Below are 26,927 nucleotides of genomic sequence, written 5' to 3'. Positions count from 1 at the left end.
GCAGAACCGCCGGGGCTCCGCAGCAGGGCAAAAGGAACGAGACAGCAGAGAGCGAGCCGCCGTCGTCCGACGCAGTACCCAACGGTGCGGATAGGGATACGAAAACATATCGCCCGAACGGCGGATCGTCCGCTTCGGAGCGGACGGAAAGTCCCGTGACACCGAACGAAACCTATCACCATGATACCGATAAGACGCATCTGCTCGATTTGCTTGTTCGCATGGCTCGCAGTACCGCTCGCCGCCGAGGCGGCCGGCCTCGGCCGCCACCCTTCGGGAAAGAAAACGGACCGGGCGCAGTACGCCCGGCTCTGCGAACGCTTCGAATCGGGCGATACGACGCTGGCTCCCGACCAGTGTGGGACCGTATACTACGGTTTCGCGGCACAAAGCCGGTACAACGGCAGTCTCGGTTACGGCGAGGTAGACGCTATGACCCTGATCGAACAGGATAAGCCGCAGGAGGCGTTCGCGCTGTGCGAACGGATTCTGAGCAAAGCGCCCGTATCGCTTCAGGGGCATATGACGCTGCTGCTCGCCGCCGGCCGAGCGGCAGTACCCCCGGAGCAGGCCTATCGGTATGCGATCCGATTCGACGGGCTGTTGGACGCCGTTTTCAGAAGCGGCGACGGACGCAGCGTTCGGACGGCGTTCCGAGTGCTGAGCGTAGCGGACGAATACGTCGTCATGCAAGCGCTGGGCGTCGAGAGCATGCTTTCGCAAAGTCTCATCGAAGAGCATGAAAAGCATTACGACCGGATCGAGATTTCGGGCGCAACGGATTACGAGGGCGACGAAATCTATTTCGACGTAAGCCTGCCGATGAAACATCTTTACAAAGTTTTCGGGGAAAAATAGCCGAACCCTCCGACGTACCGCATAACCCGACCGAAATGAGAAAACCGAATATCAGACTCTGGACCCGGCGGCTGACCCTGACCGCCCGGGAAGCTCCGGCCGAAATGCTGCTGGCGCTGTACTTTTTCGCGATTTATTCTTTGAACCGGGAACATGTGCTGAGCGGCATGGCCGATTACCTGCCGCTGATGCCGATCTTTTTCGCGCTCTCGCTGCTGACGAACCGGTGGTGCCGCAGCCCGCGCAGCCGGATCGCCTACCGTCTTTCGCCGCTGGCCGCCGTCCCGTTCCTGTGGGCCGACGTCGGCGGCTGGGTCCACTCGGTCGCCTATCCGGTCACGCTGATCGTCAGCGCGTTAACGGTCTTTGCCGGCGGCTGGCAGCGCGACAACGCGCGCTTCGTCGAACGGGTCCTGCGCTACCTGTCCGACGCGATCGCGAGCGGGCTGATCGCGCTGGCGGCCTTTCTGGCCTCCTGCGCCATTTTCTTCTCGATCGTGTACATCTTCAACATACTGGACGACTGCTCGCGGGGATTCACCGAATACGCGGCTATGGCGTCGCTGCTCGTCGTCTGGCCCGTTCTGTTCCTGATCCTCGACCGGGACAGCGAGCGCGATCAGGGCAACGGCTTCGCCTCCGGCCCTTTTCTGGACGTGCTGTCGAACTATATTCTCACTCCCGCCCTGCTGATCTACACGGCCATACTGTATCTCTATTTCGCGAAGATCGCGATCGGCTGGTCGCTGCCCAAAGGGGGAATAGCCTATCTCGTATTCGGCTACACGATCACGGCGCTCGTCGTGCAGGCGAGCCAGACGCTGTTGCAGCGCCGCCGCTACGACTGGTACTATCGGCGCTTCGGACCGATCGCCCTGCCGGCGCTCGCGATGTTCTGGATCGGCGTGCTGTATCGCGTGCACCAGTACGGCTTCACCGAGGCGCGGGCCTATCTGGTCGTCTGCGGAACCGTGATGACGCTGACCGTGCTGATGCAGTTCGACCGACGCACGGCACGCTACCTGTACGCCACGGTTACGGGAGCCGCCCTGCTCGCCCTGTTCACCTACGTTCCCGGCATGACGGCCGCCGACATCGGCGTCCGCTCGCAGTCGGTCCGGGCCGACAGACTGATCGACAGGCTGGAGCTCGCCGACCCGACGGGCCGCCTGACCCTCGCCAGGCTCACCCATGCCGACAGTACGCAGAAAAAAGACCTCCGCAACCTGTACGAATCGCTCGAATATCTGCGGGACGAGCGAGGCGAAGAGTATTTGCGCGCCCGGTACGGAATCGGCACCGAACGCGCTCTGCTCGACGAGGTCGTGCCCGAACGGTTCCGGGAATATGTGGAGTACGGCTGGGAAGGGGAGGTCGATACGATCGCGGTCGACGGGGACGTCACTCTCGAGCGCGGCGCGGAAGCCGTCGATCTGTCCGGATATTCCAAGCTGTACCCTTTGCAAAGTTACGGCGACAACCGGCATACGTTCTATCGCACGGACGACGACACGCTGTATGTCGAGCAAGGCGACCGCGTTCTGTTCCGGCTGAGCCTCCGCGATATGCTCGCCGGACAATTGGAAGACATGCCGTACAGCCCGCACGGAACGATTTCGGTCGACTCTCTGAGAAACGGGGCGGACCGGCTGCTCGAGTACCGGAGGGATTCGGTCCGACTGATCTTCAGCCGGATCGTTCTGGAGCGGCAGGGCGACGGCGGGCTCCGGATACTCGATCTGGACATGGACTATTACCTGATCCGGTAACGCCGAAACCCATTCTCTCACGATGAAACGCTCAACGAAAAAAGCCCTCCGGATCGCAGCCGCCGCAGTCGCCGGTTTCGGACTGCTCATCGGATACCTCTGCTACCGGAATGCGCAGATCGCCCGGAAACTCGACAGCGAAGGCGTCACGACCTCGGCCGTCGTCATCGGGCGGCATACCGAAGAAAGAACTTTCCACAACCGGCGGCGGGCGCCGACCCAAAGGCAGATCACGCGCATCGAGTACGAGTTTACGGTCGACGGCAAGACTTATCGGAACGATGTGTCCGGCCTGTCCGGCAGCGGAGCGCTCCAGCGCGGCGACCGCGTGCAGATCGTCTATGCGCCGGACGACCCGCAGACGCACCGATTCGTCCGCAATCCGGACGGTACGATCCGTCGGCTTGCCCGGCCGAAGCGCCGCCGTGAGGTCCGTCTCGGACATCCAGAAGACACCGCGAGGAAGCGCCTGCCGCAGGATCTGCCGACGAAAGGCCAGCCCGTCCGGTAGCAGGCAGCCCGCTCCGGCCGCACGAGCCTCCGCCGGGAAGAAGGAATCGGGGACGCTCCAGAAACCGGGTCCCCGCACGGTCCGCGAATGCGCGACAGAACGCCGGCCGTACCGTGCGAGAGCGGCTTCGGAGACCCTTCAGCTCAACGCCTGAATTTCACGGCAAGATTTGCAGCCTGATAAAAAAACAGCTATCTTTGCACAGCTTTTTTCGCGGATATGGCGTAATTGGTAGCCGCGCCAGACTTAGGATCTGGTGCCTTAACCGGCGTGGGGGTTCGAGTCCCTTTATCCGCACGGCCCGAAGCCTCCGGCGGGAAATCTCCGGAGGCATTCCGGTTTTTGGTTCAGAAAACTTTAAAAGACCCTGTTAAATGAATATCGTCAGAGAAAACCTGGAAGACCTTACCACCCTGCTCAAGGTGACCGTCGGTGAGGCAGACTACAACGAAGCCGTGGACAAGTCCCTGCGCACGTACCGCCGCAAAGCCAATATCCCGGGCTTCCGTCCCGGCATGGTCCCGATGGGCATCATCAACAAGATGTACCGCAAGGGAGTCGTGGCCGAAGAGGCATACCGTACCGCATCGAAGGCCTGCTTCGACTACATCGAGACGGAAAAGCTCACGACGGTCGGCGACATGATTCCGAGCCAGAAACAGCAGCCGCTGGACTTCGACAACGATACCGAGTACGAATTCGTATTCGAAGTAGGCATTGCGCCGGAGGTACAGATCAGTCTGAGCAAGAAGGACAAAGTGACCAAATACACGATCCGGGTCGAGGAGAAGATGCGCGAAGGCTACCGCAGCAACTTCCTGCGCCGGTTCGGCAGGCTGGTCGATGTCGAGAAGGTCGAGAAGGAGGAGGCCCTCGACGTGACGCTCGAACAGGGCGACACGAAGATCGAGGAGGCCTACGTGGGCCTGATCGGCATGAGCGACGAGGACCGCGCGCCGTTCGTCGGCAAGAAGGTCGGCGACACGATGGATGTGGATATCGCGAAGCTCTATAAGACCCCGTCGCAGCGCGCATCCGTGCTGGGCGTGAAGGAAGCCGAGCTCGAAGGTATGGACCCGAACTACCGTCTCACGATCACGAAGATCCGCAAGTTCGCCGAACCCGAACTGAACGAGGAGTTTTTCAAGACGGCTTTCCCGGACGGCGGCGTAAAGACGGCCGAGGAGTTCGAGCAGTATGTCACGCGCCAGATCGAGGGCGACCTCGCGCGCGAGAGCGGATTCCTCTTCTCGATCGACGTGCGCAAGTTCCTGCTCAAGAAGGCCGCGCTCGTGATGCCGGAGGCTTTCCTGAAGAACTGGCTCTACACGATCAACGAGGGCAAGTTCACGATGGAACAGATCGAGAAGGATTTCGCTCAGTTCGTCGACATGATGCGCTGGAACCTGATCCAGAAACATTTCGTGTCGGAAATGAAGCTCGAGGTGACTCCCGAGGAAGCCAAGAACGAGGCCAAAGCGATGGCCGCCCAGCAGTTCGCCTATTACGGCATGAACCAGGTGAACGACGAAACGCTCGAAAACTACGCGCAGAGCATTCTGGGCAACAAGGAGGAAAACCGCAAAATCTACGACAGGCTGTTCGAGCGCAAGGTCATCGACGCGGTGACTCCGCAGATCACCGTCGTCGAGAAGGAAATTTCCGCCGACGACTTCGGAAAGCTGGCTCAGGAAGCGCAGTAAGCGCCGGAGCATTCGTTAACCGCAAAAAAAGAGGAGCTTCACGTGAAGCTCCTCTTTTTCATTGATCCGCCATGGAATTCGTCCGGCGGGGCAGGATTCGGATTATTTTGCTAACTTCGTGACGGAACGAACCGTAAAACCACGACGACATGAAATCAGGGAGACTCTTTACCCGAACGTGCTGCCTGCTGGGCCTCTTACTGTCGACGGCGTGCGGGTCCCGGACGGAGAAGGCCAGCCCGGACTATCCCGAGTTCAAGATGATCGTGCGGCTGTGGCCCGATCATCACAAGGACAGCGCGCTCAGAGAAGAGCTGCTTCAGGCGCTGAAGAAGTATCCGGACTTTTGCGACGAAGTCTGGCTCTGCATGGAATTCGAGACTTTCTCGAAAGAAGCGCACAAAGAATCCGCGCGGGCCATGGCCGTAGCGGCCGAACGGCTGCGGAATGCGGGCATCGGCGTGTCGATACAGGGAATAACGCTCGGTCACGGGGACGATTTCGAATCGGGAGCAGCGCGGCCCCACCCGGAGCTCACATGGGGCAATATCGTCGACGCGCGGAATGTCCGGACCGTCACTTCGAGCTGTCCCCGCCAGCAGGCTTTCCACGACTACCTCAGAGAAATCTATGCCCTGTACGCCGGGCTATGCCGGCCGTCCTGCATATGGCTGGACGACGACTTGCGCGTCACGTATCACGCTCCGGCGCGGCAGCTCTGTTTCTGCGATACCTGCCTCAACCTGTTCAACCGGCAGCACGGGGAGCACTGGACCCGGGAAACGCTGGTCGAGGCGCTGGACAGGAACGAAGGGGAAGGCCGGCTGCGGCGGCAATGGATATCGTTCTGCCAGCAGAGCCTCGCCGAGGTAGCCCGGACTGTCGCGCGAGCCGTCCACGAGGTTTCGCCCGGCACCCGGATGGGCTTGCAGCATGCCAATTTTCACCGCGAACTCATGGAAGGACGGGACTGGAACCCGACGCTCGACGCGCTGGAGGAAGAGACCGGACTGGCCCCGGCTTCCCGGCCGGGAAACGGATTCTACGACGACCACGCCCCCAGAGGCATGCTGCTCAAGGGATACGACATGGCCCGCCAGATCCGCCGTCTGAAGCCGTCCGTGCGCGAAATAGCCGCCGAGGTGGAAGGATACAGACACCGCGCGACCGGCAAATCTCCTCACGGCCTGTGCGTGGAGTCTATGTTCTACCTGGCCATGGGAGCGACTCAGCTCTCGTACGCGATCATCTGCGCCGCTTCGGAGCCGATGCAGTGGTATGCGGACAACTATTTCAAGTCGCTGAGCGCCTGGCGCCCGTTCTACGAGCAATACGTCGCCTTCAACCGAGGGACGGAACCGGGCGGAATCGATCCTTATATCGGTCCCGACCATGCGTTGCGCGATACGGAGGCGGGCGAACCCTCTTTCGCATGGAGCGTTGCGGGATCCGGCGATATGATCTACGATATGGCGACACTCGGCCTGCCCTTCTGCCCCGACGGGAACCATTCGTCGGCACTCATCATGGACGCTTCGGCCGTGCAGGGACTGGCCCGAGACGAGGCCGCCCGGCTTTTCGGCACCCGGGGCATCCTGCTCAACCGGGCGGCATGGGAACAGGCACGGCAGCGCAGACTCGATACGCTGCTTACGGACGTTCCGGTTCCCGACGGACTCGCCGGAGTCGAGTGCATGATCTCCGGGAACGGAGGCAGGACGGCAGTCGTTCCTTCGTTCAGCGCCGACGTCAACAATGCCGGAAGACTGAATCTGCTGCGCATCGCCGACTGGCTTTCGGACGGGAAGCTTCCGGCGATCATGGAGACGATGGCTCAGGCCGCCGTCGTGCCCCGGATCGACTCGGCGCAGAACCTGCGTTCCGTCATGCTGCTCAACTGCAGTATCTCGAAACAGGATTCGATCCGGCTCCGCCTGCGCGGATGTCCGCCGGAGGCGAAACGCACTTTCGTCTGGAAAAAAGCGGGACAACCGGACGAAATCCTGCGTCCCCGGTACGAAGGCACGGATGCGGTCGTCCGGATTCCCGCTCTGGAAGGCTGGAATGTCGGCTGGCTGGCCGTCGAATAGCATCGCGGCCCCGGCCGAAGCGAATTATCGAGAAACCGAACAGATTTTCCGGCGAATTAGGCTATCTTTGCAGACGGTTTCTGCCGACTCAACATCCGGACGATGAAATACCTTCGAGAGATTCTGCTTTGCGTCGTACTGACGGCGGCATGTTCCGTGGCGACGCTTCACGGCGGGGACTCGCTGAGCCTGAAGATCATGACTTACAATCTTCGCTTCGGCGAGAAAGCTTCGCTGGAGGAGCTCGCCGAAGCGATCCGCGCGCAGCGGCCCGATCTGGTCGCTCTTCAGGAGATCGACTGCCGCACCCGGCGGCCGGGCGTCGAGCGCCAGCACGACAAAGACTTCGTGACGGAGTTGGGCCTGCGGACCGGCATGTTCCCGCTCTACGGGAAAACCATACCCCATGCCGGAGGGTGGTACGGAATCGGCATACTGACCGCCGGACCGTACATCAGCGTGCAAAAGCTGATGCTGCCGCAGGCATCCGCGACCGAGGAACCCCGGGCGCTGCTGCTCGCCACGATCGAGGCAGGCGGAGACACGATCGTTTTCGCCTCGACCCATCTGTCGCTGAGCGCGCAGAGCCGTCGGATGCAAGCCGAGTTCATCGCCCGGGAAATCGGAAGTCTGCGCTTCCCCGCGCTCCTCGGCGGAGATTTCAACGCCGGACCGAACGCTCCGGAAATCGAGACGATGACCCGAACGGGAAAGATGCTGTGCGACCGGCAGCCCACCTTCCCGGCCGACGGGCCCGAAATCCGGCTCGACTACCTGTTCGGTTTCCCGGCCGGAAAATGGAGACTGGAATCGACTCGGGTCGTTCCTTCGGAATTTTCCGACCATCGGGCGGTCGTTTCGGTCGTTACGCCGGTACGCTGAACGGGGAAAATCTCCCGGGACGCTTTTTGGTTCGGGGTTTGCTTTAGAAACTTGCCGTCACAGGCATTTGAACGTCAACAGAGTCGAAACAGTAAAAACGGAATAACTATGGGTAAAAGCGAATTCGAGAAATACGCCGCCGGCCACGCCGGGATCAGCAGCCTGAAGCTGCACCGGTTCAACACGATCACGCAGGAATACATTTCGCCGACGATCATCGAGGAGCGGCAGATGAACGTCGCGACGATGGACGTCTTCTCGCGGCTGATGATGGACCGCATCATCTTTCTGGGCGTACCGATCTACGACGACGCGGCGAATATCATCCAAGCGCAGCTGCTGTTCCTCGAGTCGACCGAGCCCGAGAAGGACATCCAGATCTACATCAACTCCCCGGGCGGCTCCGTATCGGCCGGACTGGGCATCTACGACACGATGCAGTTGATTTCGTCCGACGTGGCGACGATCTGCACGGGTTTGGCGGCCAGCATGGGAGCCGTCCTGCTCACAGCCGGAACGGCGGGCAAGCGCTCGGCCCTGCCCCACTCGCGCGTGATGATCCATCAGCCGCTGGGCGGCGTCGAGGGACAGGCGTCGGACATCGAAATCACGGCGCGGCAGATCCTGCGCACCAAGAAGGAATTGTACGAAATTCTGTCGGCCCACTCGGGCGTCAAGCTGTCGAAGATCGAGAAGGACGCCGACCGAGACTACTGGATGACGGCTCCCGAGGCCAAGGAGTACGGCCTGATCGACGAGGTGCTCGCCGGGCGCAAGAAGAAGTGACCGAACATCCGTTTTTGAAAACAAAGGGGACCTTTCGGGCCCGGCCCGGAAACGCCCCGCATAACGAATCCTATGGGGAAAAAGACTACTACGAAAGAAACCGATTGCTGCTCGTTCTGCGGGTCGCCCCGCAGCGAGGTCGGCGTTCTGTTCGCCGGCAGCGACGGTGCCTGCATCTGCGACCAGTGCATCGAGCGCGGACACTCGCTGCTCGAGCAGAGCAAGGCCGCGCTCGACAGCAAAAAAGCCAAGCCGATCCGGCTCGAGGAACTGATGAAACCGGCGGACATCAAGGCCTTTCTGGACCAGTACGTTATCGGACAGGACGAGGCCAAGCGCCACATGGCCGTCGCCGTATACAACCACTACAAGAGGCTGATGCACGAGCAGAGCGGCGAAAAGCAGATCGAGATCGACAAGTCGAACATCCTGATGGTCGGTCCGACCGGTACGGGCAAGACGCTGATGGCCCGGACGATCGCCAAGCTGCTGAAAGTCCCGTTCACGATCGTCGACGCGACCGTACTGACCGAAGCGGGCTACGTGGGCGAAGACGTCGAGAGCATCCTCTCGCGGCTGCTTCAGGCGGCCGACTACGACGTAGCCTTGGCCGAACGGGGAATCGTCTTTATCGACGAGATCGACAAGATCGCCCGCAAGGGCGACAACCCGTCGATCACGCGCGACGTCTCGGGCGAGGGCGTACAGCAGGCCCTGCTCAAGATTCTCGAGGGAACGGTGGTCAACGTGCCGCCCCAAGGCGGACGCAAGCACCCCGACCAGAAATTCATCCAGGTCGACACGACGAACATCCTGTTCGTCTGCGGAGGCGCTTTCGACGGCATCGAGAAAAAGATCGCCCGGCGGCTCAACACGCAGGCCGTCGGCTACGGCCAACTGCGCAAGGAGCGCGTCGACACGGACGACATCATGCAGTACGTGCTGCCGCAGGACCTGAAGTCGTTCGGGCTGATTCCCGAGCTGATCGGCCGAATCCCGGTGCTCACCTACCTCGAACCGCTCGACCGCGCGGCCCTGCGCTCGATTCTCACCGAGCCGAAAAACGCCATCGTCCGCCAGTACGTCAAGCTGTTCGAAATGGACGGCATCGCGCTGTCGTTCGACGACGACGCGCTCGACTACATCGTCGACAAGGCGGTCGAATACCGTCTCGGCGCGCGCGGCCTGCGCTCGATCTGCGAGGCGGTGATGATGGACAGCATGTTCGAGCTGCCGAGCCGCAAGAACTCGAAAAAGAGCTTCACCGTCACGCTCGACTACGCCCGAAGCAAGATCGACAACGAGAAGTTCCGCCGGCTCAAGGCCGTAAGCTGACCCGACGCCGGCAGTCATCGGCATACGGACCGTACATGTCTCGAGACATGTACGGTCCGTTCCATTCCCCGCCCGCTCGGCCGGGCCGATTCGGCGAGCGCCGTGAAGAGCCTCTCCCGACCGGCGGCATTTCCCGACATTCTCTTCGACGTCCTAACAAACCCGTACCGGCTCTCGCCCTTTTCCCTGCCCAGACAGGAGGGACTGCCCGACCGGAACCGGTTCCGCCTCCTCGGAAACGGCCATACCCGCGCCCCGCGATTCCGGACATTGTTCCGGATACTTACCGGCTTTACGATTCGGGGACACTCCCCGACCGCCGGCCGCAGAGACAAGTTCCCTCAACTTGCCATAACCCGACAAACCGAAGGCAACGGTCTCTGCGAAAAAAACTCGCCGAGAACAAAAGGAAACCGGTCGTTCCAGACCATCGTATCAGAAAACCCGTTTCCCGCCGAAAAGGAAAATCCGGGTCGAGAACCGGTAGGGCCGACCGCCGGCCGTCCGATAAATCAGATCGACATAGCAAGCCGCATACCCGAGGGAAGGGAACGGGACCGTAACGGTCGTCCGGCCGGTTCCGGACAGCGCCAGCGGCTCGGCATGCCAGTCCGAACCGCCGAAGTCGAGCGTATCCGAGACGGCATACCACCGCTCCGCCCCGACGAGCCGGTCCGGCGCGAACGACAGGTCGATGCTCAGCGAGTCGCCTTTGCGACGCGCCGAATACCGGCAGGACGGAAATTCCTCGTCCTCGAGCAACATGGAGAAAAACGTTCCGAGTGCACCGAAAGCCGCCGAGTCCCGCGACAAGTCACGACCGGCGCCCGGCAAATAGCGAATCCTGTTGATACCGGGCAGCGAATCGAGGCAACCGGCTGTTTCCGAAACCTCCCGAGCCGAGGCGGCAGCTCCCGACACGACCAGCTTGGGCATCGGCAGCGAATCCGCGCGGGCATAAGGATCGACCGACACGACGAGCGACTGCCCTCGCTCGGTTCCGGGCAATCCGTGCAGCAAGGCCGAAGCGTACCCGTCTCCGGGCGAATCGACCGAAGGCCGCGCGGACGAAGCCGAGACCCGGCGCCCCGCATTCAGCATATCGGCGCACCAAGGCGAAATCGCCGACATGCGCTCGTCCCGGGAAGCGGCGAGCCACACGGCCCACCCCTGCTCGGCCGCGCCGCCGACCACGAAACCGCCGGCCTTGCGCCCCAGCATTTCGGCGCAGAACTCGGTCACGGCGTCCATCGCGCGGATCACGCACTTGGTCATCGGGAAAAGCAACGGCCACGAGTCGTCCCCGTCTTCGACGGCCAGCTCCAGCGTGCGGCGTATCCATGCCCCGGCGTTCAGACTATCCGCCGAGGACCGGTTCGGCACCTGTCCCAGCAACGCAACCACAGCCTCGCACCCGGCAGCCAGCCTGGCGGCGGATGCCAGCCAAAACTCGGCCGGCTCTCCATCGCGGACGGGAGCACTATCCCCGGCCCCCTCTCCCGAGAGGAACAGCAGTACGCCCGGATGCGAAACCCGGTCCGGAACGATCACCGAAAGCCGGTGTTTCCAGACGCGATCCCGCCACCGCTGCGAGGTCAGCCGCAGGCGATGAATCGTGCAGCCGCTGTCGCGCGCGCTCCGCTCGAGTTCCCAATCGTACGCATAATCGCCGTTTCGCAAATAGGCGCCGAGCAGGTCTTTCGGCGCACGGACGGAATCGCCGCCGAAACAGCGGGCGCAAAAGAGGAAGCCTGCCCACAGAGAAAACCCCAGAATCGAAAGATGTCGCAGCATGATATCGAGTATGTGCCGCCGAAAGACACTACCCGGGACAGAAGCGCGCGCCGGCTCCGCCGGCCCGACGCGCTACGGGAAAGTCCGGACTCAGTTCCAGCCGAGCTCTCTCTGCAATTCCGCGTCGCCGAACTTCGACGAGTTGCCGAACCATACGACCCGCCCCCGGGCGTCGAACAGCACGGCGAAAGGAACAAATTGCACGCCATAGGCCGCGAACGTCCGGTTCCCGTCGTCGAGCGCCACAGTAAAGGCGTAGCCTTTCCCTTCCAGCGCCGCGGCGAGCCGCTCCCGGCTCTCGCGGACCATCAGAATCACATTCAGCCGTTCGGAATGATCGCGTATAAAACCGTCGAGCACCGTCAGACGACGCAAGCTCGGCTCGCTACGGGAAAAGAAAAATTCCACGAGCGTCGGACACGAGTCGGACAGAGCGTCCTTATGCGAGAGCCACTCCCCCACTTTCAGCTCGGGCGCTTTCTCCCCGACAACCAGCCTCTGGGCCGGGCACGAACCCGCCGAGAACAGCAGAACGACGACCGCCAAACAAAACCTTCCCATAGGCTCATCCGATTTCGCGTTAAACAAATATAAACTATTTATTCATAAAACGAAACCGATGGCGCAAAGTTACTCGCCGCAGGCGCGGAATATCCGGCCGCCCGCCCGACGCACGGCACGGCGACGGCGAACGATAAAATCCGATGATATTATTTAGCATTTTAAAGAATAAATCCTAAATTTGTAGAATCGGGTCCGCTCCCCGCCGAAGCGGGGTTCGGACCCGGAACATCGGATTACGAAACCAACCTAAAAATAACGAAAACTCATCATGGAAGTTTCACACATCGAACATCTCGGCATCGCAGTCAAGAGTCTGGATACCGCCATTCCGTTCTGGGAAAAAATGCTCGGCACCAAATGCTACAGCATCGAGGAAGTTCCCTCGCAGAAAGTAAAGACCGCTTTCTTCAAGGTAGGGCAGACCAAGATCGAACTGCTCGAGTCGACCTCCCCGGACGGCTCGATCGGCAAATTCATCGAAAAGCGGGGCGAAGGCGTCCACCACGTCGCCTTTGCCGTGAAAAACATCGAGGAACGCCTCTCCGAGTGCGAGGCTGCCGGCGTCCAGCTGATCGACAAGGCCCCGAGGGGCGGAGCCGAAGGACTCAGCATCGCCTTTCTGCACCCCAAGTCGACCGGCGGCGTACTGACGGAGCTCTGCGAGGACAAAAACGAAAAATAGCAAATCTGCCGCTAACCCCGGCCGAGGAGCCGCAGACAGGCAAACGAACCTAAAATCACACCAAAATTTCGATATGAGCGACATTCAAAACAAGATCAAGGAACTGATGGAGGTCCGCGAGCAAGCCAAGCTGGGCGGCGGACAAAGACGCATCGACTCTCAGCATAAGAAAGGCAAGAAGACCGCCCGGGAACGCATCGAGATGCTACTCGACAAGGGCTCGTTCGAGGAATTCGACATGTTCGTCACGCATCGCTGCAACAACTTCGGGCTCGGCGAGGAGACCTATTTCGGCGACGGCGTCGTGACCGGGCGCGGCACGATCGACGGACGGCAGGTGTACGTCTTCTCGCAGGACTTCACGGTATTCGGCGGCTCGCTTTCCGAAACCTTCGCTGCGAAAATATGCAAGGTAATGGACATGGCGATGAAGAACGGCGCGCCGGTCATCGGCATCAACGACTCGGGCGGAGCGCGCATTCAGGAAGGTGTCAACAGTCTGTCGGGCTACACCGAGATTTTCCAGCGCAATATCCTCGCCTCGGGCGTGATCCCGCAGATTTCGGCCATTTTCGGTCCGTGCGCGGGAGGCGCGGTCTACTCGCCCGCCCTGACCGACTTCATTCTGATGAATCAGGGAACGAGCTACATGTTCGTGACCGGACCGAAAGTCGTCAAGACCGTCACCGGAGAGGAAGTGAGTCAGGAGCAGCTCGGAGGCGCGTCGGTCCATGCGGCCAAGAGCGGCGTAGCCCATTTCGTCTCCGAAAACGAGGAGGAGGGCATCGCCACGCTGCGCAAGCTGCTCGGCTTCCTGCCGTCGAACAACATGGAGGACGCTCCCGCAGTGGACTGCACCGATGCGATCGACCGGCTGGACGACGTGCTCAACGACATCATTCCGGACAATCCGAACAAGCCCTATAACGTGCTGGACGTAATCCGGGGCGTCGTCGACAACGGCGACTTTCTCGAAAGCCAGCCCAAGTTCGCGCCGAACATCGTGACCGGCTTCGCCCGGTTCAACGGACAGAGCGTCGGTATCATCGCGAACCAGCCGAAGTTTCTGGCCGGCGTGCTCGACATCAACGCCTCGCGCAAAGCGGCCCGCTTCGTACGGTTCTGCGACGCGTTCAATATTCCGATCGTGACGTTCGTCGACGTACCGGGCTTCCTGCCGGGCACCGCTCAGGAATACGGCGGCATCATCGTCCACGGCGCCAAGCTGTTGTTCGCTTACGGCGAAGCGACCGTTCCGAAGGTCACGGTCATCCTGCGCAAAGCCTACGGCGGCGCCTACTGCGTGATGAGCTCGAAGCATCTGCGCGGCGACATCAACTACGCATGGCCGACGGCCGAGATCGCCGTGATGGGCCCCAAGGGCGCGATCGAGGTACTGTTGTCGAAGGAGATCGCCGCGATCGAGGACGAGCAGCAAAAGGCCGAGTTCATCGCCCAAAAGGAAGCCGAGTACCGCGATAAGTTCGCCAACCCGTACGTGGCCGCCCGGTTCGGCTACATCGACGACGTGATCGAGCCGCGCAACACGCGCTATCGGATCGTCCGCGCGCTGGAGTCGCTCGCGAACAAGCGTCTGGCCAACCCGCCCAAAAAGCACAACAACATTCCGTTGTAACGATGAAAGGACTGTTCAGCAGACTGTTCGGGCCGAAGCGCAGCGCATCGGCGGAGAACGAGATCGCAGCGGCCATAGCCGTAGCGCTGCAACTGTACGGAATGGGAAGCGCGCCGAAAAGAGCGGCCGGCACGGTATCGCATCGCTCAAGGCCCGTATCGGCATGGAACTGCAAAAGCTACGGCATGACGCAGCTGCCGCAAAGAAACCGGCGCTGGTAGGCCGGGGACCGTATCCAATCAATCGAAACGCTCAACGAATAACCGCAACATGAAAGAATACAAACTGAAAATCAACTCGAACGACTATCATGTCGTCGTAAGCGGCCTGTCGAACGGCCGGGCCGACGTCATGGTGAACGGACAGAGCTACTCGGTAGAGATCGCCGATGCCGGAGCGGCTTCCGACGCGGGTAAGTCGGCTTCCGCTCCGGCCGTCACCGCAACGGCGCCTGCTCCCGCCGCTAAGCCGGCCGCCGGAGGCGCGGTCAAAAGCCCGCTGCCGGGCGTCGTGCTCGACATTCAGGTCGCCGTCGGCGACCGCGTCGGCACGGGCCAGCGGCTGATGATCCTCGAAGCGATGAAAATGGAGAACAACATCGACTCCGACCGGGAGGGAACCGTCAAGGAAATCAAAGTCGCGACGGGAGACTCCGTGCTGGAAGGGGACGTGCTGCTGACGATCGAGTAGACGCCGCGGCGGAATATCTTACGATCGGAAATGTCAACGGACCGGCTCCGGCCGGTCCGTTTTTGACTCGATGCCCGTGCATTCCCGGCTTTTCCCTTTCGGCACCTGCCGTAAGAATTCCCGGTCGAGTACGTTTCGGTATGTCCGGCACTTTCTCCCCCGCCTGAACATCCGAACGGTCTGCCGGCCCGGGCAAGCCGGCGGATAACCGTCGGAAGCGGGAAAAACGGCGGGAGCGCGAAAAGCTCCGCCGTCCATAATTTTACGCAACAATTTAATACGACCCGAATATGAAAAACATGTTAATCGCACTACTGGCCGTCCTGACGCTGGCCTCGGGCAGCGCCGCAGCCCAGAGCGCAAGAATCGAGATCGTTCCCAAACCGGCCGAAATCGTCGCATTCGAGAATCAGGCCGTTTACAAAGACCCCGTGCTGGTCTGGCTCGACCCGCAAGCGGGACTCGATCGGAATTATGTCGAGCAAACGCTCCGCGAGACCGGGCTTTCGCCGATTTTCGTCGATAAGCGAAAGAAAGCCGATTTGGTATTCTGGCTCAATAAGACGCCGCTGAACAACGACGACGAGGCCTATCGGCTGGCCGTGCAGTCGCCCGACAGCAAGAAGCAGATCGTCGCCAGAGCCGACGCGAAAGAGGGCCTTTTGTACGCCTTGCAGACCCTGCGTCAGCTGGCTCGGCAGGAAAACGGCACCGTCGTCGTGCCGAGCTGCGTGATTACCGACGCCCCGGCCTTCCCTTGGCGCGCGTTCATGCTGGACGAAAGCAGGCACTTCCACGGCATGGCGGCCGTCAAGGACCTGCTCGACGAAATGGCCCGCCTGAAGCTGAACACGTTCCACTGGCATCTGGTAGACGATCCGGGATGGCGCATCGAGATCAAGAAGTATCCCCTGCTGACCGAGCGGGGCTCGAAGCGCGACTTCTCACACATGGATATTACGCCCGAAGGCTGGGACAGCCTGCATCCGGAACGCACTTACTATACGCAGGACGAGATCCGCGAAGTAGTGCGCTATGCGGCCGACCGGGGCATCCGGATCATACCTGAGATCGAAGTGCCGGGCCACGCCTCCGCCTCGATTCTGGCCTATCCGTGGATCGGCTCGACGAGCCGCCGCGAAGGCAAGGCCGTGACGGGCGACCTGTACGACGTGACCGATCCGAAGGTCGAGGCGTTCCTGCACGACATTCTCGACGAGGTGATCGGGTTGTTTCCGTCGAAAATTGTACATATCGGCGGCGACGAGGCCAACTACGTTCACTGGAAGAACTCGCCCGAGATCATGGCGTTCATGAAAGAGAACGGTCTGCCCACTTGCACCGACCTGCAGGTGTGGGCGATCAACCGGATGTCGAAATACCTCGCCTCGAAAGGATGCCGGATGATCGGCTGGAACGAGATCACGGGCGAAACCGTGCGCGAGGGCATTCAGGCCAGCCAGTCGGAGCAGCTCGCCCCGGGCACGATCGTCCAGTTCTGGGACGGCGACGTATCGCTGGTAAACAAGGCGATCGCCAAAGGTTACGACGTCGTGAACTCGAACCGATTCTTCACGTACGTCGACTATGCCTACGAAGTCACCCCGTTCGAAAAAGCCTATTCGTTCGACCCGATTCCCGAAGGACTGGCCGAGAAGGACAAAAAGAAAATCCTCGGTCTCGGATGCCAGATGTGGGGAGAGTATACCCCGACGCTCGAACGAATCTACTACCAGACCTATCCCCGAATCGCCGCCTTCGCCGAAAGCGGCTGGACCGCTCCGGAGAAAAAGTCGTACCCCGACTTCCGCAAGCGCCTGAAAAAGATCGAGGCGATCTGGAAAGAAAAGGGATATATCAAGACTCAGATAGGGAAATACTGACTTTCAGTCCGCAGGCAGAAACGATCGGCCCCGCAAACGATAGGCGGGGCCGATTTGCTTTCGGTATCTTTCCGCCGCACTTTCGCCGATAAACGGGTAAGAATGCTCCCGACAAGCCGCAAGGTAGTTTCTTCCCGTAATTTTCACGACGGACGAGCGTACTCTGCGACCGTTTCCCGGAACCGTGCGGGCATCGCTGCAACGGTCACATAAAAGCCCTCCCACATAGCGTCGGTCGAAATTTTGTTCGACCATCCGATCGCTCGTCGCACATATTTCGGTAGCAAAGGCTCCAAGCCTATCGCCCAGTGCGGCCAAAACAAAACCCGCCTGACGAAAACGTCAAGCGGGCCGTCCGGCAGAAACCGGCATACCAAACTCAACAGCCGCAACCGCAGCCGCCCTTGTGATCGTGGTCGCAGCCATCGCCGCAACCGTCGCCACAGCCGTCGCCGCAGCAATCGCAGCCGCCCGCGTGATGGTGGCCCATCATCATATCCTCGGGCGTAGCCTCGCGCACCTCGACGACCTGCCCCGTAAACTCGAGCGCCTTGCCGGCCATCGGATGATTGAAGTCCATCGTCACGCTGTCCTCGCCGACCGCCTTCACGACGCCGACCAGCCGGTTGCCCTGATTGTCGCTCATCGGCAACTGGTTGCCCACCTCGAGCAGGCCGTCCTCGATCTTGCCCTCGATCATGAACACCTCCTTGGGCAGTTCGACTACGGCATCCGCCACCACGTCGCCGTATGCTTCGGCCGGCTCGAGACGAAAGGCGAAACCGCCGCCCGGCTCCAATCCCTCCAACTGCTTTTCAAAAGCCGGCAGCAGGAAGCCGGTGCCGTATACGAACCTCAGCGGGCTCTCGGCCGTAACCGTTTCGACGACTTCGCCGTCGACTTTCAACTGGTAGCTCAGAGCCACAAAAGTCTTTTCTCCGATTTTCATATCTGTCAAAATAATAAAGTGTCGTATTCCTAAATCCGGACAATCCGGCGGCAAAGATACGAATTCCCTCCGGAATCCGCCTTCGGTTTTCCCGATTCGTCTGCAAAAACGCGACCGGAAACGACTCGGGCGAAATGCCTGCCACCCCAGCCCGACCGATCCGGCAAAGGGGAAACGCTCCGGGTAATCCCCGTATACAGAGCTCCTAAAACCGGGCCGAGACCGCTGTCGCGGCTCATTCCCCCTCCTTCCGGAGATGGAAACGATGGGTCCGATCTCCTCTCCTAAACGGTCCGGTCCGGGAAAACGGTTTCTCACGAGCGAACCGAACCCCCACTTCAACACCCTTTACGAAACCGTTCTACTCGACCGATTCCAGAAGGTATTCCCTCCAACAAACAAACCTGCCGGCTACCCCGCTTCCGGAAAGCGAAAGGCCGCCCCCGGGAGCCCCGGCCTACTCGCCCCCGTACAGCGTTCCGCAAGTGCAGCAAAGATTGCGGTCGCCGTATCCGCCATCGATTTTCGTCACGTAAGGGAAAAACTTGTTGGCCTGAATCCACGGTAACGGGAACACGGCCCGCTCTCGGCCATAAGGGTGAGTCCATGTATCGGCGCAAGCCTCCTGCGCCGTATGGGGAGCCATCTTGACCGGATTGTCTTCGGCGTCGGCTTCGCCGTCGCGTATCTGCTCGCACTCGCGCTTGATCGCCACGAGCGACTCGACGAAACGGTCGAGCTCGGCGAGGCTCTCGCTCTCGGTCGGCTCGATCATCAGCGTCTCGTGGACCGGAAACGACAGCGTCGGGGCATGGAATCCGTAGTCCATCAGCCGGCGGGCAATATCGGCGCACTCGACGCCGTAGAGTTTGCGGAAATCGCGCAGGTCGAGAATCATCTCGTGTCCGACGCGCCCCGTCTCTCCGGTATATACGATGCCGAATTCGTCCTTCAGCGCTGCGGCCAGATAATTGGCATTCACGATCGCCATCTCGGTCGCGCGGCGCAAACCGCTTTCGCCCAGCATCTTGATATAGCCGTAGGTGATCGGCAGAACCAGCGCGCTGCCGAACGGAGCGGCGGCTACCGCCGTAATGCCGCTGCGTCCGCCCGTCTCGGCCAGACTATGCCCCGGCAGGAACTCGGCCAAGTGGGCCGCCACGCAAATGGGCCCGACGCCCGGACCGCCGCCGCCGTGCGGAATCGCGAACGTCTTATGCAGGTTCAGGTGGCAGACGTCGGCCCCTATGTATCCCGGGTTCGTCAGTCCGACCTGAGCGTTCATGTTCGCACCGTCCATATAGACCTGTCCGCCGTTGTCGTGCACGATGTCGACGATCTCGCGGATGCGGCTCTCGAACACGCCGTGCGTCGAAGGATAGGTAACCATGATGCAGCAAAGCTCGCTGGCGTATTGCGTGGCTTTGGCTTTCAGGTCGTCGACGTCGATGTTGCCGCGCTCGTCGCAGGCCACGGTCACCGTCCGCATACCGGCCATCGCGGCCGAGGCGGGATTCGTGCCGTGAGCCGAGGCAGGTATCAGCGCGACGTTCCGATAGCCCTGCCCGCGACTCTGGTAATAGGCTCGGATCACCATCAGGCCCGTATATTCGCCCGACGCGCCCGAATTGGGCTGCAACGACACGGCCGCCATGCCCGTGATCGTCGCCAAGTCCTTCGACAGCGCGTCGATCAGCTCGCGGTAGCCCTCGGCCTGATCGGCCGGAACGAACGGGTGAATATCAGCGAACTCACTCAGGCTCAAAGGCATCATCGCAACGGCGGGCGTCAGCTTCATCGTGCACGAGCCGAGCGAGATCATGCTGTCGACCAGCGAGATGTCGCGCCGCTCGAGCTTCTTGACGTAGCGCATCAGTTCGGTCTCGCTGCGATAGTTGCGGAATACCGGCTCGGTCAGATAGGCCGACGAGCGGCGCACCCCGACCGGAAGACGGTCCTGCCCCCCGATCGTCTTGAGCGCCGGAGCTTTCTTGCCCGCCGCCTCGGCGAACGCGGCGATCACGGCATTCGCCTCGGCAAGCGTCGAAAGCTCGTCGAACGACAGCCGCACGCGGCCCTCGTCGGGATAAAAGAAGTTCAGCCGGCGGGCGAGCGCGGCCTCGCGCACTTTCGCCGCATCGGCAGCCACCTCGATCGTATCGAAGAAGTTTTTGGTTTTCAGCTCGTAGCCCAGTTTTTCGAGCATATCGGCCACGACGACGGCATGACTGTGGGCATGCAGGGCGATCCGACGGATGCCCTCGGCTCCGTGATAGACGGCGAAGAAGCCGGCCATCGTAGCCAGCAGTGCCTGAGCCGTACAGATATTCGACGTGGCCCGCTCGCGCTTGATGTGCTGCTCGCGCATCTGAAGCGCCATGCGCAGCGCTTTGTTGCCGAGCCGATCGACCGAAACGCCGATGATCCGGCCGGGCATATTTCGCTTGAAAGCGTCCTTCGTGGCCAAATAGGCCGCATGAGGGCCGCCGAATCCCATCGGAATGCCGAAACGCTGCGTCGAACCGGTCACGATGTCGGCGCCCCACTCGCCCGGCGCCTTCAGCAGCGCAAGGCTCAGCATGTCGGCCACGGCCGTCACCAGCACGCCCCGACTGTGGGCCGCCGCAGCGAAATCGTCGTAGTCGCGCACCTCGCCGTCGGCCGCCGGATACTGTACGATCGCGCCGAACTCGCTGCCCGTGAACTCGTAGCAGTCGAAGCGGTCGCTGACGATCTCGATGCCGAAAGGCTCGCTGCGGGTCAGCAGCACGTCGAGCGTCTGCGGGAAAATATTCTCATCGACGAACAGCACGTTGCGTCCCTCGCGGACCGCCTCGCGCGAACGGAGCGCGAACATCATCGCCATAGCCTCGGCCGTAGCGGTCGCCTCGTCGAGCAGCGAGCAATTGCTCACCTCCATGCCCGTCATCGAGACGACGGCGGTCTGGAAATTCAGCAGCGCTTCCAGACGCCCCTGCGAGATTTCGGCCTGATAGGGCGTATAGGAGGTATACCAGGCGGGGTTCTCGAACACGTTGCGCAGGATGACCGCAGGCGAGGCCGTGCCGTAATACCCCATACCGATTAGGCTGCGGTAAAGCTTGTTCTTACGGCCGATCTCGCGGATATGGGCGGCGAACTCGCATTCGCTCATGCCTTCGCGCGGAAGGGCCAGCGGCTTCTTGAGCCGGATCGTCGAGGGTACGACCTGCCCGATCAGTTCGTCGACCGAGCGGACGCCGATGGCCGACAGCATCTGCGAAAGCGCCCTTTCGTCCGAACCGACGTGGCGACCGGCATATTGATCTTGTGACATAATGCTTTGTATGTTAAAGCCACAAAAATAAACAATTTATCCGAACGCAACCGTTCCGACTTAAAAAATCGTTCATTCCGGAACTTTCGAGTTACGATCCGACACTTCGCTCTAATATTCGAAGCTGCTGCCGCCTATGAACTCGCGCAGAATGGACGTCGGCGGAATCTCTTTTCCGTCGAGCGAGGTGAAATGGTCCAGAAACTTCAGCAGGCGCCTCGCCTCGCCGAACTCGGGCTCCGTGTCGGGGACCTCGCGCAGCAGCGGCCAAACGCAATCTTTCAGAACGGCCAGCTCGTAGAAAAGCGACGAATTGAACATCACGTCGGCCTGCTCCTGATTCGGGAAGATATGCTTGTCCTCGCCCCGGCGGACGCTCTCCCAGCGGCGCAGCGTAGCGGTCGCGCTGTTGCCGCGCGTACGGTGATCGCGCACGATACGCCGGATCAGCCGGTTGTCGGTCGTGGCGATCCGGTTCAGGTCGTCCATTGCGATCGAGGTCAGGGCCGAGACGTAGACCTTGAACTTCATCGCCGCGTCGATTTGCGGCGTCAGCCTCGGATTCAGGCCGTGAATGCCCTCGATCAAAAGCACCGAGCGCTCGTCCATGCGCAGCGTCCGGTGATTCGGCTCGCTCTTGCCGGTAATGAAGTTATAGCGCGGCATCCCCACCTCGCGGCCCGCGAGCAGGGCGGCCAGATCGTCGTTGAACCGGCCGACGTCGATCGCTTCGAGCGCCTCGTAGTCGTACTCCCCGTCCTCGTCGAGAGGCGTCTTCTCCCGGTCCACGAAATAGTCGTCGAGCGAGACGAGCACCGGACGCATGCCCAGAATGCTGAGCTGGATGCCGAGCCGCTTGGCGAACGTCGTCTTGCCGCTCGACGAAGGGCCCGAAATCAGCACGATGCGCGCTCCTCCGTCCCGATGTCTCTCGTAAATCCGGTCGGCCAGATTGCCCAGCGCCTTCTCATGCAACGCTTCGGCGATCCGGATCAGGTCGCTTCCGCCCCCCTCGAGAATCCGCGCGTTCAGCGAGCCGATGTTCGCCACGCCGATCACGTCGACCCAGCGCGTGTACTCGCTGAACACCTCGAACATCTTGTCCTGCGGGACCAGCTCCTCGAGCTTCGTCGGATCGGTTCGCTGCGGCAGAGCCATGCGGAACCCTTTGTAATAGGGATGCAGGTCGAAGCGGGAAACGTATCCCGTCGAAACGGCCAGCGCGCCGTAAAAGTAGCCCACCAGATCGGCCATGCCGTACACGGTCACATACAGGTGCGGCCGGGTCCGCAGCAGCGCGATCTTGTCGTCGAGCCCCAGCGCCTCGTACATCGCCTCGGCTTCGGCCGAGGTGACCTTCTGCCGCACGATCGGCAAGTCCTGAGCGACGATCGCGCGCATGCGCTCCTTGATCCGGACGATCTGCTCGTCGGAGAGGTCCTCCATACCCTCGATCTCGCAATAGAATCCCTTGGCGACCGAATGCTTGATATGCAGTTTCCGCTCCGGAAACAGGTCGTAGACGGCCTTTTGCAGTACGAAGAACAACGTGCGCTGATAAACGCGCATTCCCTCGAAATGCGTGATGTCGACGTAGCGGATGCTCACCGGCGAGTAGACGGCGAAGTCGAGCTCCTTGAGCCGGTTGTTGACATAGGCGGCCAGAAACGGACGGTCCTCCCGCTCGCCGAGCGACAGAATCTCGGCAATCTGCAACAGCGAAGTTCCCCGGTTGACGAACAGGCTGCGGCCCGTATTCTCGCAAACGATTCTTACGGTATCGTTCATATTCATGGTTTCAGACGGTTTGATTTCGGCGATTCTCGCGGACCGCGATTCGACGGTAAAACGCGAAGCGGCGGCGAAAACGTATGAAAGATACGTTTTTCGGCGCAAACCGCAAAAAAATAGCGCGACGCGGAGGCAAACCGGCTTGCCTTTGTTGTTAAATGTGAATTATTTATTACCTTTGCAACGCTTTTTCGGGCCTCTCGCCCCGGCCGCTCTTCGAGGAAGTTCGGGACCGAGAAACCGGACAAGCACTATAAATAATGTCTAACGCATTAATTGCCAAAACAAACAACATGACGACAAACAACGAAAACCAACCGGAAATGAAAGCCGCCGAGCCGGTGGCGGCCGCTCCCGTCAACCTCGACACGTTCGACTGGGAAGCCTACGAGCACGATTCGAACCTGTACGGCGAATCGAAGGAGGAAATCGCAGCCAAGTACGACCAGACGCTGTCGAACGTTCAGGTCGGCGAAGTGGTCGAGGGAACCGTGATTGGGCTCACCAAGCGCGAAGTAGTGGTCAACATCGGCTACAAGTCGGAAGGCATCATTCCGATCAGCGAATTCAGATATAACCCCGAACTGGCCGTAGGCGAGAAGGTCGAAGTATACGTCGAAAGCGCCGAGGACAAGAAGGGGCAGCTCGTGCTCTCGCACAAGAAAGCCCGCCAGCTCCGCTCGTGGGATCGTGTGAACGAGGCGCTCGAGAAGGACGAGGTAATCAAAGGCTACATCAAGTGCCGCACCAAGGGCGGCATGATCGTCGACGTGTTCGGCATCGAGGCATTCCTGCCCGGCTCGCAGATCGACGTGAAGCCGATCCGCGACTACGACATCTATGTCGACAAGACGATGGAGTTCAAGGTCGTGAAGATCAATCAGGAGTTCCGCAACGTCGTCGTGTCGCACAAGGCGCTGATCGAGGCCGAGCTCGAGGCGCAGAAGAAGGAGATCATGTCGAAGCTCGAAAAGGGCCAGATTCTCGAGGGTACCGTCAAGAACATCACCTCCTACGGCGTGTTCATCGATCTGGGCGGCGTGGACGGCCTGATCCATATCACCGACCTGAGTTGGGGCCGCGTGAACCATCCCGAGGAAATCGTTCATCTGGACGAAAAGCTGAACGTCGTGATCCTCGACTTCGACGATGCGAAAAAACGTATCGCGCTGGGTCTGAAGCAGCTCTCCCCGCACCCGTGGGATGCGCTCGACCCGAACCTGAAGGTAGGCGACAAGGTCAAGGGCCGCGTCGTCGTGATGGCCGACTACGGCGCGTTCATCGAGATCGCACCGGGCGTCGAGGGTCTGATCCATGTCTCGGAAATGTCGTGGAGCCAGCATTTGCGTTCGGCTCAGGAGTTCATGAAAGTCGGCGACGAGGTGGAAGCGGTCATCCTGACGCTCGACCGCGAGGACCGCAAGATGTCGCTCGGCATCAAGCAGCTCACGCCCGATCCTTGGGCCGACATCGAGCAGCGCTATGCCGTCGGCTCGCGCCATACGGCGAAAGTGCGTAACTTCACGAACTTCGGCGTATTCGTCGAAATCGAGGAGGGCATCGACGGCCTGATCCACATTTCGGACCTGAGCTGGACCAAGAAGATCAAGCATCCGGCCGAGTTCACGCAGATCGGAGCCGACATCGACGTGGTCGTACTGGAAATCGATAAGGACAACCGCCGCCTGAGCCTCGGCCACAAGCAACTCGAGGACAACCCGTGGAACGCGTTCGAACAGCAGTTCGCCGTCGACAGCGTACACAAGGGCACCGTGTCGGAACTGACCGACAAGGGCGCGATCATCTCGCTGGGCGACAATGTCGAAGGCTTCGCCCCGGCCAAACAACTGGTCAAGGAGGACGGCACGACGGCTAAGGCGGGCGAAACGCTCGACTTCAAGGTGATCGAGTTCTCGAAAGCCACCAAGCGCATCCTCGTTTCGCACACCCGTACGTTCGACGACACGAGGCGTCAGGAGGCTCAGGCCGAACGCGCCGAGCGCCGCAAGGCAGACGACGCAGCCAAGGACTCGGTGAAGAAGATCAACGCTTCGGTCGAAAAGACGACCCTCGGCGACATCTCTTCGCTGGCCGAGCTGAAGGCCAAGATGGAGAGCGCCGAACAGGCCAAGGCTCCGAAAGCGGCCGAGGAAGCCAAAGCCGAGTAATTCTGCTTCTGTCATGACGTTTCGGGTCACCGTACTGGGCAGCAGCTCGGCTATGCCGACCCTCAAACGCAATCCCTCTGCTCATGCACTGAACGTGCATGAGCAGTTTTTTTTGATCGATTGCGGCGAGGGAACGCAGACGCGGCTGCTTCGCTGCGGCATCAGTCCGCTGCGGCTCGGCGTCGTCTTCCTAACGCATCTGCACGGCGACCATGTCTACGGACTTTTCGGTCTGATGTCGACGCTCGGTCTGCTCGGCCGGCGCACGCCGCTGAAAATTTTCGCGCCGCGCCCGTTCGACCGGATTCTGGCCTCGCACCTGAGCTTTTTCGACTCGAAGCTGCCTTATGAAGTACAGTGGGAAGAAATCGACACCCGGGCGCACCGACTGCTGTACGAAAACAAAACGCTGGAGGTATGGTCGATCCCGCTGCGTCACCGCGTGCCGGCGGCCGGATTCCTGTTCCGCGAAAAGACCCCGCCCCTGAACATCCGCAAGGAAGCCGTCGGGCTCTACGGTCTGGGAATCGCCCAATGCCGGGCCGCCAAGCGGGGCGAGGACGTACTACTGGACGACGGGACAGTCGTCCCGAACGCCGAACTGACCTACGTTCCATACCGGCGCCGGAGCTACGCCTACCTGAGCGACACGCTCTACTCGCCCCGGGCAGCGGAGCTCGTCCGAGGAGTCGACCTGCTGTACCACGAGGCGACATTCGCCGACCCGGACAAGGCCATGGCCCGGAAAACAGGACACTCGACCGCCGCCCAAGCCGCGAAGGCCGCGCTGAAGGCCGGCGCAGGAAAGCTGCTGATCGGCCATTTCTCGTCCCGCTATCCGGACGTCGAAGTGCTCGTAAACGAGGCGAGGAATATTTTCCCTGCGACCGAGGCCGTCGTCGAAGGAGAGAGTTACGACATCCGGCCCGTCATGTACGGCGCGCAGGAACAAGCGGCGCAAGACTCGGCCGAGTAAGACGTCGGTCTTCTATACCCGAATACCTCCGACCGGCAGGACGATCCGGACTTTGCGACCGACGGGCGGACGGAACCGAAACGGGCCCGTCGTCAGGCACGAGCGAATCCGCCTTCCCCTTTCGAAGGGAAGGCTCCCGGTCCGAATAGCGCGATACCGGGCAGGATTCGGTCGCAAACGAGAGCCTCATCGCCTTGTCGCCACAGCCCGGACGGAGCGGACGAGCGCGAAGGGCAACGGAACAGAGTAAGGAAGCGGAAGGGAACGGCACGCCCCCGGAGAGTAGGAAACTGCGGGGTGCGTGCCATCGGCCTTTCGGCCGACACGCATTCTCACCGGCATGCGAGCGGCGCGAAAACGGAAAAACCGCTCAGCATACCGAACGCCGGCATCGTTTTTGGGCGGTAATCCGTCATACCGGATATGGGGCTCGGTAAACATGGAGGAATTATATATTTCAATATCCCAAACGCGGTCGCAACCGGAGTTTTTCATATCCGCCGGCCGCGGACGGCAATCACAGGACACGCATCGGGTCAGACCC

General features: G+C 60.9%; 20 protein-coding genes and 1 tRNA gene. 16 read left to right on the top strand and 5 right to left on the bottom strand.

Annotated elements, in window-relative coordinates; translation table 11 throughout:
• The first annotated feature begins 180 nt into the window (after positions 1 to 180).
• The 9 genes from NQ491_RS09990 (at position 181) to clpX (ending at position 9,934) form a co-directional block, all read left to right on the top strand.
• Complete coding sequence (locus NQ491_RS09990; RefSeq protein WP_019245701.1) at positions 181 to 858, top strand: DUF4919 domain-containing protein; 678 nt, start codon at positions 181 to 183, stop codon at positions 856 to 858.
• Positions 859 to 893: 35 nt separating this feature from the next.
• Positions 894 to 2,627 (top strand): DUF4153 domain-containing protein, encoded by a 1,734-nt coding sequence (locus NQ491_RS09985; protein WP_019245702.1) that lies wholly within the window; start codon positions 894 to 896, stop codon positions 2,625 to 2,627.
• Positions 2,628 to 2,649: 22 nt separating this feature from the next.
• On the top strand, positions 2,650 to 3,138 hold the full coding sequence (locus NQ491_RS09980; protein ID WP_019245703.1) for a DUF3592 domain-containing protein: 489 nt from the start codon (positions 2,650 to 2,652) through the stop codon (positions 3,136 to 3,138).
• Between the two features lie 213 nt (positions 3,139 to 3,351).
• Positions 3,352 to 3,435 (top strand) — tRNA-Leu (locus NQ491_RS09975).
• Positions 3,436 to 3,512: 77 nt separating this feature from the next.
• Positions 3,513 to 4,841, top strand: coding sequence for a trigger factor (gene tig, locus NQ491_RS09970; protein WP_019245704.1), 1,329 nt, complete (start codon positions 3,513 to 3,515; stop codon positions 4,839 to 4,841).
• A 149-nt stretch (positions 4,842 to 4,990) separates the two neighbouring features.
• Positions 4,991 to 6,931 (top strand): hypothetical protein, encoded by a 1,941-nt coding sequence (locus NQ491_RS09965; protein ID WP_019245705.1) that lies wholly within the window; start codon positions 4,991 to 4,993, stop codon positions 6,929 to 6,931.
• Between the two features lie 102 nt (positions 6,932 to 7,033).
• Positions 7,034 to 7,813 carry an endonuclease/exonuclease/phosphatase family protein gene (locus tag NQ491_RS09960; RefSeq protein ID WP_019245706.1) on the top strand — a complete coding sequence of 260 codons (780 nt, stop codon included), beginning with the start codon at positions 7,034 to 7,036 and terminating at the stop codon, positions 7,811 to 7,813.
• 108 nt (positions 7,814 to 7,921) lie between these two features.
• Positions 7,922 to 8,599, top strand: a complete 678-nt coding sequence (clpP, locus tag NQ491_RS09955; RefSeq protein WP_019245707.1) for an ATP-dependent Clp endopeptidase proteolytic subunit ClpP — start codon at positions 7,922 to 7,924, stop codon at positions 8,597 to 8,599.
• A 72-nt stretch (positions 8,600 to 8,671) separates the two neighbouring features.
• Positions 8,672 to 9,934, top strand: coding sequence for an ATP-dependent Clp protease ATP-binding subunit ClpX (gene clpX / locus NQ491_RS09950; RefSeq protein WP_019245708.1), 1,263 nt, complete (start codon positions 8,672 to 8,674; stop codon positions 9,932 to 9,934).
• A 435-nt stretch (positions 9,935 to 10,369) separates the two neighbouring features.
• On the opposite strand, the gene NQ491_RS09945 is transcribed toward clpX, so the two are convergent.
• Both NQ491_RS09945 and NQ491_RS09940 read right to left on the bottom strand, forming a co-directional pair.
• Positions 10,370 to 11,728: a PhoPQ-activated protein PqaA family protein gene (locus NQ491_RS09945; protein ID WP_019245709.1), complete on the bottom strand. Its 1,359-nt coding sequence runs from the start codon at positions 11,726 to 11,728 to the stop codon at positions 10,370 to 10,372.
• A 90-nt stretch (positions 11,729 to 11,818) separates the two neighbouring features.
• On the bottom strand, positions 11,819 to 12,289 hold the full coding sequence (locus tag NQ491_RS09940; RefSeq protein ID WP_147524832.1) for a TlpA family protein disulfide reductase: 471 nt from the start codon (positions 12,287 to 12,289) through the stop codon (positions 11,819 to 11,821).
• A gap of 271 nt (positions 12,290 to 12,560) precedes the next feature.
• Here NQ491_RS09940 and mce point away from each other — a divergent pair, with 271 nt between their 5' ends.
• The 5 genes from mce (at position 12,561) to NQ491_RS09915 (ending at position 17,183) form a co-directional block, all read left to right on the top strand.
• Positions 12,561 to 12,974, top strand: coding sequence for a methylmalonyl-CoA epimerase (gene mce, locus NQ491_RS09935; protein ID WP_019245711.1), 414 nt, complete (start codon positions 12,561 to 12,563; stop codon positions 12,972 to 12,974).
• Between the two features lie 73 nt (positions 12,975 to 13,047).
• Complete coding sequence (locus NQ491_RS09930) at positions 13,048 to 14,610, top strand: acyl-CoA carboxylase subunit beta (RefSeq protein ID WP_019245712.1); 1,563 nt, start codon at positions 13,048 to 13,050, stop codon at positions 14,608 to 14,610.
• A gap of 2 nt (positions 14,611 to 14,612) precedes the next feature.
• A complete protein-coding gene (locus NQ491_RS09925) occupies positions 14,613 to 14,831 on the top strand; it encodes a hypothetical protein (RefSeq protein ID WP_019245713.1) in 219 nt (72 codons plus the stop codon).
• Positions 14,832 to 14,880: 49 nt separating this feature from the next.
• Positions 14,881 to 15,300 carry a biotin/lipoyl-containing protein gene (locus tag NQ491_RS09920; RefSeq protein ID WP_019245714.1) on the top strand — a complete coding sequence of 140 codons (420 nt, stop codon included), beginning with the start codon at positions 14,881 to 14,883 and terminating at the stop codon, positions 15,298 to 15,300.
• Positions 15,301 to 15,590: 290 nt separating this feature from the next.
• Positions 15,591 to 17,183 (top strand): beta-N-acetylhexosaminidase, encoded by a 1,593-nt coding sequence (locus NQ491_RS09915; protein WP_019245716.1) that lies wholly within the window; start codon positions 15,591 to 15,593, stop codon positions 17,181 to 17,183.
• A 379-nt stretch (positions 17,184 to 17,562) separates the two neighbouring features.
• Here NQ491_RS09915 and NQ491_RS09910 read toward each other — a convergent pair whose 3' ends face one another.
• The 3 genes from NQ491_RS09910 to NQ491_RS09900 all read right to left on the bottom strand — a co-directional run bounded on the left by NQ491_RS09910 (position 17,563) and on the right by NQ491_RS09900 (position 23,236).
• Positions 17,563 to 18,132 carry an FKBP-type peptidyl-prolyl cis-trans isomerase gene (locus tag NQ491_RS09910; RefSeq protein WP_019245718.1) on the bottom strand — a complete coding sequence of 190 codons (570 nt, stop codon included), beginning with the start codon at positions 18,130 to 18,132 and terminating at the stop codon, positions 17,563 to 17,565.
• Positions 18,133 to 18,589: 457 nt separating this feature from the next.
• Positions 18,590 to 21,448, bottom strand: a complete 2,859-nt coding sequence (gene gcvP / locus NQ491_RS09905; protein ID WP_019245719.1) for an aminomethyl-transferring glycine dehydrogenase — start codon at positions 21,446 to 21,448, stop codon at positions 18,590 to 18,592.
• Between the two features lie 111 nt (positions 21,449 to 21,559).
• Positions 21,560 to 23,236, bottom strand: coding sequence for a nucleoside kinase (locus NQ491_RS09900; RefSeq protein WP_026089615.1), 1,677 nt, complete (start codon positions 23,234 to 23,236; stop codon positions 21,560 to 21,562).
• 326 nt (positions 23,237 to 23,562) lie between these two features.
• Between NQ491_RS09900 and rpsA the strand changes: the two genes are divergently transcribed.
• On the top strand, positions 23,563 to 25,407 hold the full coding sequence (rpsA, locus tag NQ491_RS09895) for a 30S ribosomal protein S1 (protein WP_019245721.1): 1,845 nt from the start codon (positions 23,563 to 23,565) through the stop codon (positions 25,405 to 25,407).
• Between the two features lie 13 nt (positions 25,408 to 25,420).
• Complete coding sequence (locus tag NQ491_RS09890) at positions 25,421 to 26,383, top strand: ribonuclease Z (protein WP_051012984.1); 963 nt, start codon at positions 25,421 to 25,423, stop codon at positions 26,381 to 26,383.
• Positions 26,384 to 26,927 lie beyond the last annotated feature (544 nt).

This window comes from Alistipes ihumii AP11, from assembly GCF_025144665.1.
Lineage (GTDB): Bacteria > Bacteroidota > Bacteroidia > Bacteroidales > Rikenellaceae > Alistipes_A > Alistipes_A ihumii.
Note: the sequence above shows the minus strand (reverse complement) of the source record. Positions and strands in the feature narration are given on the sequence as shown.